The organism is Glaciibacter sp. 2TAF33 (assembly GCF_052114945.1).
GTDB lineage: Bacteria > Actinomycetota > Actinomycetes > Actinomycetales > Microbacteriaceae > Cryobacterium.
In genome coordinates, this window is the sequence record NZ_JBFRFS010000023.1 from 1 (window position 1) to 11,620 (window position 11,620).

Consider the following 11,620-nt stretch of genomic DNA (forward strand, 5'->3'; position numbering starts at 1 on the left):
GCGGCCGGTGTGCCGGGGGTGTTTCCCGTTCCCGGTGGTGCCGCCTCGACGGTTGTTGTCATATCCTCATTTTACCTGAGTTTCGTACTTAAGTCCACTACTTTTTTGCCCTGGTCTGGCAATTTACCGCCCTGAACCGGTGTCGGAGGCGGCTGCGATAATGGGCGGGGGACTGTGGCCGTATCGGCAGAGGCGCCATAGTTGCCGGGGTTCCTTCTCCCTCGATCGACCCGAATGTCGTGTCTGTATGTGGGTGTGTGGAAGCAGGTTGCGGCCAACCACGGTGAGACCGAGTTTCGGAGCTATCTTCGTACCGCGCCACGTCACGCCGCCAGCGACGTCCCCAGCCACGCACCAAACTCCCTAGCCACCGCCGCAGCCCCACGGCAGCTACGAGGAAAAACGGTCAATGAAGGCCTTGACCAGTCGAGGCGGCTCGGTCACCGCAGCTGTGCCGGCGGTGGCGATAACGTCGTCGACCGTGCTCGGATCGAAATAGCCGTGATTGCGATAGATGCGGAGGCGGGTGATGAGGCTCTCCCGGGTGAGCTCCGGGTGGAATTGCGTGGCGTAGACATTCCGGCCCACCCGGAACGCTTGCACCGGGCAGTCGGGCCCCGTCGCGAGCATCACGCCTCCTTCCGGGAGCACCGAGCAGGCCTCCTTATGTCCGACGTATGCGTCGAAGGCCGGACTGAGTACCCCGAACAGCGGGTCGGCCAAACCCTCGGCCGTCAGCGTGACCCGCGTCGGCCCCGGCGCTTCCGCCCAGCGGCCGTCTACGACTCCGTCGAGGTGACTTGCCACCAGGCCGATCCCGTAACAGGCACCGAAGAAGGGAAAGTCCCGCGCCACGACTTCGTCCAGCAGCTCTCCCAGCTGCCGCTCGACGCGACGCTGCACATCCGTCTTTATGTCGCTCGGATCGCTCGCATTGAACGGGCTGCCGCCGACGATTATGCCCGAGAACTCGTCCAATCCGATGGCAGGCATGGGCGCCGATTCGAGTCGCACCCGGCGCAGCTGCCGCGGGGCCAGGCCTCCAGCACGGAGGAATCCGCCGTACTCGTCGTCGGCGGCCTCGTCCTCGGGCCGGGTGGCCAGCAGCAGGAAGGGTTTCATCCCATCGTCCGCAGGTTCGCTCTGCATTCGTGTCGTCTCGTTTGCGGCCGCTCCGGGCAAGCGGTGACCACACTCTAGACCAGCGTCGTCGGGGCATCCACCCCGGGCGCCAGCGTGACCTACGCGGGCGGAATGAGCCCACGTTCCGTGGCGATAGCCGTGAGCACGTCGACCCTGTTCTGGCCCTCGACCGGAAGCACCTGGATCGCGACATGGTCCGCACCCGCCGCGCGGTGCTCGTCGATGCGGGCGCCGATCGCCTCCACCGAACCGAGACCGAACACCGCGTCGACCAGGCGATCGCTGCCACCGTTCACCAGGTCGTTTTCGCTGAAGCCCGTCCGCAGGAAAGTACCGGTGTAGTTGGGGTAGCCGAGATAGCCGGCCAGGAATTCACGCGCGCGGGCCCGCGCCTGTTCCAGGTCGGGTTCGAGCACGACGGCGAGTTCCGGCGCGAGAAGCGGAGCGACGCCCAGCGTCTCCCGAGCGGATGCTGTGTGAGCGACAGGGACCAGATACGGGATACTGCCCAGGGTTCGTTCCGCGCTCAGTCGCAGTGCGAGCGGGCCCAGCGCGGAAAGCACCCGGCGTTCGACGGGCACGGGCGCCGCCAGCGCGTCCATCTCCTCGAGATAGCTGCGCGACTTCGCCAGTGGTTTCTGCCAGGTTCCCAACTGGTTCTTGGCAACCAGCGGGGCGTGGCTCGGTCCCACGCCGAGATAGAACCGACCCGGGAAGTCCGCTTCCAACCGGTGGAACGCGTCAGTCGCATGCGCTGGGGACTCGGCCCACATGTTGGCGATCGAGGTCCCGACCCTCACGCTGCTCGTGACGCCGAGCACCTCGTGCACCTCGTCGAAAACGCCGGAGGCCGCACCTCCCGCGAGCCAGATGGTTTCGTAGCCCAGCGCTTCCGCCGTCTGGGCCACGGTGTCTCGCTCGACGAGCGGCACGCTCCTCGACAACCAGATCCCGAGCTGTCCGAATGGGTTGCGCGTTGAAGTCATGGGCTGAGCCTACGACGAGACGACGGCCTATGGTCGCCCGAGGAGGGCGGCCGCGCCCGCAGTGAGCATCGTCAGGTCCGAGCCGACCACGATATAGCGGTAACCCTTCGCCCTTACCGACTCAGCGGCATCCGCTGAACCGGCGAAGATTCCCATCGGCACACCGGCTCGTGCTGCGGCCGCTTCGATCACAGCGGCAGCCTGCTTCATCGGTTCCGACCCCAGCTCACCGGGGGTGCCGAGGTCGACAGACAGGTCGACCGGCCCAATAAAGGCGACGTCGAGCGACGCCATGGCCGAGTCGATGTTCTCGGCGTAGTCGGCCGTTTCGAATTGTCCGACTGCCAGCACGTCCGCGTTCGACCGCTCGAGGTGTGTTGTCAGCGATACCCCTATTCCATAGCCTGCGGCGGGCTGCGCCATCGAAACAGAGCGGTTTCCCACCGGCGGATACGAAACGAGTTGCCGCAACGCCACGGCGTCGGCGCCCGAGCCGCGAGCCAGCTGGATCCCGGCGGCGCCGGCCTCCAACAGGCGGTTGATGTCGCCGCGGTCCAGTGTCGGAGTGCGCACCAAAACCGGCATTCCTCGGCCGGTGCCCGCGCGCACGATGTCGCATGCCTCATTCACCGACATCTGGGCGTGCTCATAGTCACAGACGACGAAGTCGTAGCCCGCGATCGCCAGCAGGTCCACTATCTCGAATCTCGGGATCTTGAGGAAGGTACCGGTGACGGCCCGCTCGGCGATGAGCGCACGGAGGGACATCAGATGCCCAGCAGGGCGGCAGGGTTGTCGTTGATGAGCTTCTGCACATCAGCCTTCGGAAGCCCGGCGTCCAGCAGGCCGCGCGTAATCCGCGCATAGGCGTCGACGGGGTAGGGGTTGTTCGCCTGGCCCAGGTCACTGCCGAGCAGCGTGTTGTCGATGCCCGCCGCCTTGATGTACGTGATGAGCACATCGAGGCCCCACTGGTAGAACGACGTGCGGTCGTCGTACTGGCAGATCGAGTGCTCGATGCGCGCGCCCAGCTCGACCCAGCGCCTGACTCGCTCGGGTTCGGCCTGGATCACGAAGTTGGGGTGATTCACCAGGATGCGCTCAATGCCCATGCTCGAGGCTTGTGGGACGAGGACGTCGATCTGGTCTGGATCGAGGTGCCCGCACGACATGATCGCGTCGTGCGTCTTGATGACCTCAAGGATGTCGAGCACCTCAGGCTTCAGCGCACCCTCGGCGTCGAGGATGTTGATTTCCGTGGTGTGGCGCAGCCCCAGGTTGTTGGTGGGGAACTTGAGGTTCTCGCCCTCGGCTTCGTGCACGTCGATGTGCGCGTGACTGGAAATGGTGGGGAACCACACGATCTTTCCGCCTTGCGCCAGGGCGAGCTCCGCGGCGTAGGGGTTCAGTCCGCCGACGTAGTTGTTGAGCGCCACACCGGAGACCACCGGAATGGGGAGTCCGCCGAGGGCCTCCGAGACGGCACGGATGTCGGTGACCATCGAGTGGTGGTGGCTCTTGGTGAGGATCGCCCGGAACCCGGCTTCATGCGCCTGCCAGGCAGCTTCGGCGATGGACAGCCGGCGCGGGAACGGGGAGGGGCTGGGGTGCACGTGCAGGTCCACGGCCCCCACCAGCAATTCAGCGACCTCGGTGTCGTCGATGGTGACGGTCTCATGGTTGGCGGGCTGCAGCATCATTGCGGCTCCTTTCCACCCGGCTTGGTCACCGGGGCTTGGGTGAATGGTCTGCGTCATGTTACGCTGCATACCGCATGCCGCACAACTCATCCCGGAATGCGGAACACACCCCGAACAGAACGCAGATCAAAGGAGATCCCATGGCGCTCAATGAGCAGCTGTACTCACGGGTCGTCAGCTTCGACGACATCCCCGACGAGGTCGCCCGGCGTGGCATCACGCGGAAGGCCTACGCATCAGACGAGGTCATGATCGTGTGGAACACGGTCGAGCAGGGCCTTGAGGTGCGTCCGCACTCGCACGATGACTTTGACCAGCTCGTCTTCATCCTGGAAGGCGAGGCGGACTACTTCGTTGCGGGAGAACCGCACAAGATGAAGCCACGCGATGTGATGCTCGTGCCCCGTGGAACCGAGCACTACATCGAGGTCACGAGCGGGCCGTGCATCAATATCGATATTTTCGTGCCGCCGCGCGCGGACTATGCGCACTTGACGTCGTGGGTCGAACAACTTGTTGCGGGTCAGCCGCTCACGATCGGGGTGAACGCATGAGTACCCTGTCAAGCGAACGCGTCGTCTACCAGAAGGCTTCGAAAGAGGAGCGGCGCTCGGTCTTCGGCGCGAGCCTCGGCTTCTTCATCGATATGTTCGACATCTACCTGCCGGTGATCGCGCTCGCACCGGCCATCGCATTCTTCATGCCCGACTCCATGGATCCTGGCGTGAAAGCGATCCTCGCCGGCCTGATCTTCGCGGCGACGCTCATCGCTCGCCCCATCGGATCGATCATCTTCGGCTGGCTCGGCGACCGGATCGGCCGGAAGAAGGCGACTGTCATCGCCGTCGCCGGAGCCGGTGTGGGTACTGGCCTCATCGCACTGCTGCCCGGTTACGAACAGCTCGGCATCTTCGCGGTCATCCTGCTGATCATCCTGCGCTTCATCGACGGCGTGTTCCTCGGCGGGGAGTACACCGGTGCAGTACCGCTCGCGATGGAACACTCTGCCCGCGCGCACCGGGGACGCAACGCCGGCCTCATCGCATTCGGCTTCCCGGCCTCCTACGTGGTCATCTCACTCCTGACCCTGCTCGTTCTGCAGTTCGCGCCGGCCGGCGACCCGTCGTCGGCGTACTCACAGTGGGGCTGGCGCATCGCGTTCGGCTTCGGTGCGGTCATTTCGATCGGCTTCGCGATCTACTACTCGAAGACCGTTCACGAGTCGCCTGAATGGCAGAAGACTGCGGCAATCGCGGTCGCCAGCGGTGCGCGCAAGAGGGTCAACCCGATCAAGGAGCTGCTCACCGGAAAGCACCGCGTGGCGCTGTTGCAGGCGTTCATCCTGATGACGGGGGTGTGGTTCTCATCGAACGCGGCCATCGTCATCCTGCCCACCACGATCTCGGCGACATCAGGCCTGACGGCCGTCGACACCTCCCTCGCGCTGGTGCTGGCCTTCCTGCTCGTATGCGTGGCCTACCCGCTGTTCGGGATGCTCTCGCAGCGGATCGGACGCCGCGCGTTCTTCGCGTGGTGTGGTGTCGGTTCCATCGTGACGATTCCGCTGTACATCCTCTTCGCCTCCGGCGCAATCACGGGATTCTGGGCGGTCACGGCAGTGATCGCGGCCATCGCCCTGCTGGGCGTGCCGGCGTTCGGTGCGATCGGCGCCTACATGTCGGAGCGGTTCCCGATCTCGATCCGCGCAACCGGATACGGCGTCGGATACTCGCTCGCGCTCATCATCCCGTCGTTCTACGCGTTCTATATCGCCGGCCTCTCGGCGATCATGCCGATGCAGTACGCGCCCACGGTCCTGCTCGGCATCGGCGCGGTCCTGCTCATCATCGGCGGCCTCTGGAGCCCGGAGACCAGGAACGTAGACCTGGGCACCGACGCCGATGACGTTGTAGGCGGCAGCGCGCCAACCACCTCGCCCGCCGTGCCCGCCCAAGTAGGCTGAGCCTCGTGACGGAAACCGTACTGCGCACCGAGGCCACAGGGCGACTGCAAGTCGTCGCTCGAACGGCGCAGATCCTCAGGATGTTCGACACCGGACGGGCCGACTTACGCATCAATGACGTGGCCGACGAACTGCTGATCGGACGCACCTCGGCGCATCGTTACCTGCAGTCGATGGCGGCGGAAGGCCTGCTGCAACAGGGGGCAGACGGTTCCTATCGCCTGGGGCCGCTGCTCGCCGGCCTCGGCGCGACGATGCTGTCCAGCACCCGTGTGGTTGAGACCGCCGAGCCGTTCCTGGCCCAGCTCGCCGAGGCGAGCGGCGAGACGGCGGTGCTCGGCATCTGGACCGGGTCGAATGCCGTGGCGGTGCTCTGCAAGGAGCCGCCGGGCAAGACGGTCAACATGACGGTTCGCATCGGCTCCGCGCTTCCGGTCGACTCGGCCCAGGGCATCTGCTTCCTCGCCTACCTCGACGATGAGGCCACGACGGCTCGGGCGCTGCGGGGCGCTGAGCACAAGCGTGCCTCGGTGCTTGCGCGCATCGCCGAGGTACTCGACCGCGGCCATTCCTCCAGCGGGGCGGTCATCCCGGGTGTCGGCGCGATCGCCGCACCGGTGTTCGACCGCACCGGGGGGATCGCCGCCACTGTCGCGATCGTCTCCTCGCTTGAAACGCTGCAGGCGTCCCACGTGGATGCGATGGCGCGGTCGATGCGGGCAACCGCTGCTGCCGTGTCGCGGCAGCTCGGGTACACCGGCCAGGAGACTGCCTAGGTTAGGCGACTACCCAGGTCAGGCGACTGCTTAGGTCCGGCCGGCGACCCGGTCGAGAAGCCGGCCCTCATAGGCCGGGCCGTTGGGGGTCGATTCGGGCTCAGGGATGCGACTCATCGGTGACCACCGGCCTACGGCTTGCCGAGCCCCTTGTAGGTCCACCCGGCGGCCCGCCACGCTGCGGAGTCATACGAGTTGCGCCCGTCGATGACCGACGGCACCCGCACCAGCGAGGCAGCCCACACCGGGTCGAGCTGTCGGTACTCCGGCCACTCGGTCACGTGCACCACAACATCCGCGTCGCGCAGGGCGTCCTCGAGCGACTCGGTATAGGTGAGCTGCGGATGCCGCGACCGTGCGTTCTCAATGGCCTGCGGATCCGTCGCCACGACGTCGGCGCCGAGCCCGCGGAGCTGCACGGCCACGTCGAGTGCGGGCGAGTCGCGCACGTCGTCGGAGTGCGGCTTGAAGCTCAGGCCGAGCACGGCGACCTTCTTACCGAACGGCTGTCCGCCGAGCGCCGCCACGGTGAGGTCGATGACCCGCTTGCGGCGGCGCAGGTTGATCGCGTCGACCTCCTTGAGGAAGGCCACCGACTCCCCCGCCCCGAGTTCCTCGGCACGTGCGGTGAACGCGCGGATGTCCTTGGGCAGGCAGCCGCCGCCGAAACCCACACCGGCGCCCAGGAAGCGGCGGCCGATGCGCGGGTCGTAACCGATCGCTTCCGCCAGCTGGCTGACGTCGGCGCCGGTGACCTCGGCGATCTCCGCCATCGCGTTGATGAAGCTGATCTTGGTGGCCAGGAAGGCGTTCGCCGAGACCTTCACGAGTTCCGCGGTGGCGTAGTCGGTGATCACGAGCGGAGTCTCGGCGGCGATGGCCGACGCGTACACCTCGTTCAGCACCCTCACGGCGTGCTCGCCGGCTTCCCCGGCCGGCACGCCGTAGACGAGCCGGTCGGGCGTGATGGTGTCTTGCACGGCGAAGCCCTCGCGCAGGAACTCCGGGTTCCACACCAGCGAGGCGCCGTTGCCGGATTCCGTGATCAGTTTCGCCAAACGGGCTGCGGTACCGACCGGAACCGTGCTCTTGCCCGCGACCAGGTCGCCCGGCGACAGGTACGGCATGAGGGAGTCGATCGCGGCGTCGACGTAGGTAAGGTCGGCCGCGTGGCTGCCCTGCTTCTGCGGGGTGCCGACGGCGACGAAATGCACCTGGCTGCCCGCGGCATCCGCTATGTCGGTACTGAACCGAAGGCGGCCGGAGGCGGTGGCGGAGGTGAGGATCTCGGGCAGGCCCGGCTCGAAGAACGGCGGCTTGCCTTCGGCCAGTCGCGCGATCTTGTCGGCGTCGACGTCGATGCCGATGACGTCATGGCCGAGTTCCGCCATAGCGGATGCGTGCACCGCCCCGAGATACCCGCAGCCGATCACCGATATCTTCATGCCTGTGTCCTCATGCCTGAAGTCTATTGGGCACGCGCCGGAGCGCGGCCGCAGGTCGTCGCACTACTTCGCGGTTGCGGCCGAGTCGCAATCCAGCGGGGCGAAAGTGGCCTCGTGGTTGCTTACAGACGGGGTGCCTTGCACCACGACTGACCCGTCGAACCGAGCGGCGCCCAGCCACTCGAAACGCAGGGTGGTCGACTGCCCGGGCGCCAACTCCGCGGCTACATTGCTCACCGAGTAACCGGAGTCGGTGGTGGACTGGGCCGGTGCCGCTTGACCGTCGCGAATCACGCCCAGGTTTTGCATTCCCTCGGGCGCATAGACCGTGACCAGTGTCTTTACATTGCCGGCCGGCACCCCGAACGCCCCGCCGCCGGTGACATACGGCGAAAGCGAGGTGGCGGCATCCGCTGGCGCTTTGTTGGTCAGCGTGACCGAGATAGCGTAGTTGGGGCGCTGGTCGGCCCGGCAGTTGGCTTGGCCCACGGTGGTCTGCATGTCGAGGTAGACGCCCATCTTGGCCCCGGTCATGTCGTTCAGGTAGACCCCGAACCGTGTCGTGAAGTTGTCGGAGACGGGCAGCGCGCCGGAGAGGGTGGTGTCGGCCAGCAGAGCCTGTTCCGGCGTCTGGGCGCTCCATAGCAACACGCGGCGTTCTGCGCCCGCCTGGCCGAGGGCCTTGATCAGGGCCAGGGGGTCGACGTTCCCGGCTGCGACGGTGGTGAACACGGCGGTGGTGGCGGTCGCGAAGAATTCGTCCTGGTCTTTGGGGTCCGGGTAGCGCGCGTAGACGTCGGTGAGGAGCAGCTTGACGGCGTTGTCGGCGGTGAGGGTGTCACCGGTTGACACCGGGATCGGGCCGGTTGCCTTGAGGATATAGCTCAGGGCCACCGGGTCGATGGCCAGCACCCCGTCGACGACCTGGCCGTAGCGCTGCCGCCACATCTCCTGGGCGATGCGGGCGCTCAGCGGGAAGTCGGGCGTGAGGTTCACGTCCTGGATGTACTGGGCGGTGATGTCGCCATAGAGGGCACGGGTGTCGGGCGGCAATGCGAGCACCGGGGTGGCGCTCCGAGGCAGGTCTACTGTCGACGCCTGCTGGATCAGCGAAATCTGGCCGTTGTCGGTGTGCAGCAGCGCGAGCGCACCGGGCAGGCCGCCGCTCGCCCGGAGCTCGGCCGGGTTCTGGAACATCAGCAGGTAATTGCGCGGGCCAGTGGCGCCCAGCATGACGGGTACCAGGCGGGCGGCGTTGTGTGCCGTATCCACCGCGTTCGCGGCCTTGCCGACCACGCCGCGAAGATCGGAAGCTGCCTGCTGGAGCGAGGGGACGATGGCGGAGGTGTCGATCGCGTCGAGTTCGTGCTCAGCGGCCGACAGGGCAGCGGATGCCTGCGCAAGCGGCTTCTCGGCATCCGCGAATGGCTGCAGGTTGAACCTGCCCTCTACGGGCTTGAATTCGGTGAGGTGAAGCGCGCCGGCGGCGGCGGTCAGCGGGCCGGCCGCCTGCTGCGCGATGTCGTCGACGACCGCGGCGATCTCCCGGGATGCGCTGAGGTTCGGGCCGAGCAGCGGCACCAGCTCGAACGCCCGCCACACCGGATCGCTTGTGAGCCCACGCGCCGATTCGGTGTGCGCCTTGAGTTCCTGCGCACTCGCCTCTGCCCCCGCTGCGTCGTCCGCGACAACCTGGTCCTGAATCCGGGAGGCCAGCGGGATGGCCGCTTCGAGGTCGGACTTGGCGAGCAGCGCCCGAACGGAGACAAACGCGATTGCAGCGAGGAGAAGCAGGACACACGCGCCGATGATCCAGAGGGCTTTGGTGCGGCGGGTTGCTGGTGGGCGAGCATCGAATTCCGGCATGCGCGGTGCGGGGGGCCCACCGGGCTCGATGGTCTGACTGGTCACTTCGGGTGAGGACACCTCAACATTCAATCAGAGCGGACCGCTCGTGTCGCGTATTTCGGGCATGCACTGTGTATCGATTGGACATCGGGGTGCAGAAAAGCCCCGGACATCGCCCGAGGCTTTTCTGCACCGGCAATCGGTTACAGGCGCGCGCCGAGCTCCTTCACCCACGGCGCCAAATCGGCGCCCAGGTCCTCACGGGCCAGCGCCAGCTGGATCACCGACTTGATGTAGTCGAGGCGGTCGCCGGTGTCGTAGCGGCGGCCGTCGAAGATCACACCGTACACGCCGCCGGCGATGGAGGCATCGGCTGCAAGAACCTGCAGTGCGTCGGTGAGCTGGATCTCGCCGCCCTTTCCGGGCGCGGTCTCCTCGAGCACGTCGAAGATCTCCGGGCGCAGCACGTAGCGGCCGATGATGGCGAGGTTCGAGGGCGCATCCGCTGCTGACGGCTTCTCCACCAGGCCGGTGACGCGTACGACGCCGGGCTCGTCGGTGGGTTCGACGGCGGCGCAGCCGTACATGCTGATGGATTCGGCCGGCACCTCCATCAACGCGATGATGGTCGCCTCACGCTTCTGGCACTGTTCGATCATGGGAGTCAGCAGCTCGTCGCGGTCGTCGATCAGATCGTCGCCAAGGAGCACCGCGAACGGCTCGTGACCCACGTGCTTGCGGGCTCGCAGCACGGCGTGGCCGAGACCGAGCGGGTCACCCTGGCGCACGAAGTGGATGTCGGCAAGATCGTTCGAGTGGTTCACGTTGGCGAGCTTGGAGTGGTCCCCCTTGCGCTCAAGCGCGATCTCCAGCTCGGTGACCCGGTCGAAGTGGTTGGCCAGCGCGTTCTTGTTGCGGCCGATGATCATGATGACGTCATCGAGACCGGATGCCACGGCCTCCTCGACGACGTACTGGATCGCCGGCTTGTCAACGACCGGCAGCATCTCCTTGGGCATCGCTTTCGTCGCCGGTAGGAAGCGTGTTCCGAGTCCTGCTGCCGGAATAACTGCCTTGGTGATGGTTTTCAATGTGTGCCCCTCTACTGGGGGTCGTCTACCCCCGCTTGGGGGATGATACCGGGTCGATGCGTCACGCAAGTTACGCAGCAACTACCGGTGAGGCGGGACATTGCCTCTCTGAGAGATTCTCACGCCGTCCTCTTGTTGGCGTTCGACGAATGCCCTACGTTATGGCTAAGTGCTTTCGAGTCACCCCGAACTCGAGAGTCAGGGCCGTGAACCGCGCAGTCCATTGCCCAACCCGAAGCGCGCAGAAATTACCCGATGCGTACTAGCAATGAAAAACCAACCCGTTCCTGGTTCAAACGTCAGATCTCGATGCCGTTGAACTCGATGTACGAGCGGATCGATGAGGATCTCCAAGATGACTTCGTTGGTGTGATTCACACCGATGATCCATCGACGGCTGGTCCGAAGTACCCGACGGCGTCACAGCCCCGGGCAGATCACCGGCACAAGAAACACTTCCGGCTGGCACATTGAGTTCCCGCTCGAATAGCTCGTACAAATGAAGAAGCCCCGGACACCGTGAACTGCTCCCCGGGAGTTGGACTGAATAATTCAGTTTCGATTCCTGGGGAGCAGTTTTATGCATCCACGTAGTTCGTTGTCGGTGTCGTCGCGCGAAGCGGCGGTAGCGTTGTTCGAAGAGGGATTTGGCGACTCCGCCGTTGCGT

The 11,620-nt window shown here is 65.8% G+C and carries 10 protein-coding genes; 3 read left to right on the forward strand and 7 right to left on the reverse strand.

Annotated elements, in window-relative coordinates; all coding sequences use genetic code 11:
* Window positions 1-390: 390 nt before the first annotated feature.
* From AB4Y94_RS17585 to AB4Y94_RS17600, 4 genes are all read right to left on the reverse strand, one after another.
* Window positions 391-1,149 carry a glutamine amidotransferase gene (locus AB4Y94_RS17585; RefSeq protein WP_441729315.1) on the reverse strand — a complete coding sequence of 253 codons (759 nt, stop codon included), beginning with the start codon at window positions 1,147-1,149 and terminating at the stop codon, window positions 391-393.
* Between the two features lie 92 nt (window positions 1,150-1,241).
* Window positions 1,242-2,129 carry a TIGR03620 family F420-dependent LLM class oxidoreductase gene (locus tag AB4Y94_RS17590; RefSeq protein ID WP_441729316.1) on the reverse strand — a complete coding sequence of 296 codons (888 nt, stop codon included), beginning with the start codon at window positions 2,127-2,129 and terminating at the stop codon, window positions 1,242-1,244.
* 27 nt (window positions 2,130-2,156) lie between these two features.
* The gene (locus tag AB4Y94_RS17595) at window positions 2,157-2,897 is read right to left on the reverse strand and encodes an HpcH/HpaI aldolase family protein (RefSeq protein ID WP_441729317.1); all 741 of its coding nucleotides are present in this window, start codon (window positions 2,895-2,897) and stop codon (window positions 2,157-2,159) included.
* Window positions 2,897-3,829: a DUF6282 family protein gene (locus AB4Y94_RS17600; protein WP_441729318.1), complete on the reverse strand. Its 933-nt coding sequence runs from the start codon at window positions 3,827-3,829 to the stop codon at window positions 2,897-2,899. The genes AB4Y94_RS17595 and AB4Y94_RS17600 overlap by 1 nt, the downstream gene beginning before the upstream one ends.
* 140 nt (window positions 3,830-3,969) lie before the next feature.
* Between AB4Y94_RS17600 and AB4Y94_RS17605 the strand changes: the two genes are divergently transcribed.
* The 3 genes from AB4Y94_RS17605 to AB4Y94_RS17615 are packed head-to-tail and all read left to right on the forward strand — an operon-like array spanning window position 3,970 to window position 6,568.
* The gene (locus tag AB4Y94_RS17605) at window positions 3,970-4,383 is read left to right on the forward strand and encodes a cupin domain-containing protein (RefSeq protein ID WP_441729319.1); all 414 of its coding nucleotides are present in this window, start codon (window positions 3,970-3,972) and stop codon (window positions 4,381-4,383) included.
* On the forward strand, window positions 4,380-5,792 hold the full coding sequence (locus AB4Y94_RS17610) for an MFS transporter (protein WP_441729320.1): 1,413 nt from the start codon (window positions 4,380-4,382) through the stop codon (window positions 5,790-5,792). The genes AB4Y94_RS17605 and AB4Y94_RS17610 overlap by 4 nt, the downstream gene beginning before the upstream one ends.
* 5 nt (window positions 5,793-5,797) lie before the next feature.
* Window positions 5,798-6,568: an IclR family transcriptional regulator gene (locus AB4Y94_RS17615; RefSeq protein WP_441729321.1), complete on the forward strand. Its 771-nt coding sequence runs from the start codon at window positions 5,798-5,800 to the stop codon at window positions 6,566-6,568.
* Window positions 6,569-6,699: 131 nt separating this feature from the next.
* Here AB4Y94_RS17615 and AB4Y94_RS17620 read toward each other — a convergent pair whose 3' ends face one another.
* From AB4Y94_RS17620 to galU, 3 genes are all read right to left on the reverse strand, one after another.
* Window positions 6,700-8,013, reverse strand: coding sequence for a UDP-glucose dehydrogenase family protein (locus AB4Y94_RS17620; protein WP_441729323.1), 1,314 nt, complete (start codon window positions 8,011-8,013; stop codon window positions 6,700-6,702).
* Window positions 8,014-8,076: 63 nt separating this feature from the next.
* The gene (locus tag AB4Y94_RS17625; RefSeq protein WP_441729324.1) at window positions 8,077-9,939 is read right to left on the reverse strand and encodes a DUF4012 domain-containing protein; all 1,863 of its coding nucleotides are present in this window, start codon (window positions 9,937-9,939) and stop codon (window positions 8,077-8,079) included.
* Window positions 9,940-10,064: 125 nt separating this feature from the next.
* Window positions 10,065-10,952 (reverse strand): UTP--glucose-1-phosphate uridylyltransferase GalU, encoded by an 888-nt coding sequence (gene galU / locus AB4Y94_RS17630; RefSeq protein ID WP_441729325.1) that lies wholly within the window; start codon window positions 10,950-10,952, stop codon window positions 10,065-10,067.
* Window positions 10,953-11,620: the final 668 nt, after the last annotated feature.

What these genes read in the sequence shown, in the direction of transcription:
- AB4Y94_RS17585 (WP_441729315.1), bottom strand. Translation starts at nt 1,149, where the DNA reads ATGCAGAGCGAACCTGCGGACGATGGGATGAAACCCTTCCTGCTGCTG.
- AB4Y94_RS17590 (WP_441729316.1), bottom strand. Translation starts at nt 2,129, where the DNA reads ATGACTTCAACGCGCAACCCATTCGGACAGCTCGGGATCTGGTTGTCG.
- AB4Y94_RS17595 (WP_441729317.1), bottom strand. Translation starts at nt 2,897, where the DNA reads ATGTCCCTCCGTGCGCTCATCGCCGAGCGGGCCGTCACCGGTACCTTC.
- AB4Y94_RS17600 (WP_441729318.1), bottom strand. Translation starts at nt 3,829, where the DNA reads ATGATGCTGCAGCCCGCCAACCATGAGACCGTCACCATCGACGACACC.
- AB4Y94_RS17605 (WP_441729319.1), top strand. Translation starts at nt 3,970, where the DNA reads ATGGCGCTCAATGAGCAGCTGTACTCACGGGTCGTCAGCTTCGACGAC.
- AB4Y94_RS17610 (WP_441729320.1), top strand. Translation starts at nt 4,380, where the DNA reads ATGAGTACCCTGTCAAGCGAACGCGTCGTCTACCAGAAGGCTTCGAAA.
- AB4Y94_RS17620 (WP_441729323.1), bottom strand. Translation starts at nt 8,013, where the DNA reads ATGAAGATATCGGTGATCGGCTGCGGGTATCTCGGGGCGGTGCACGCA.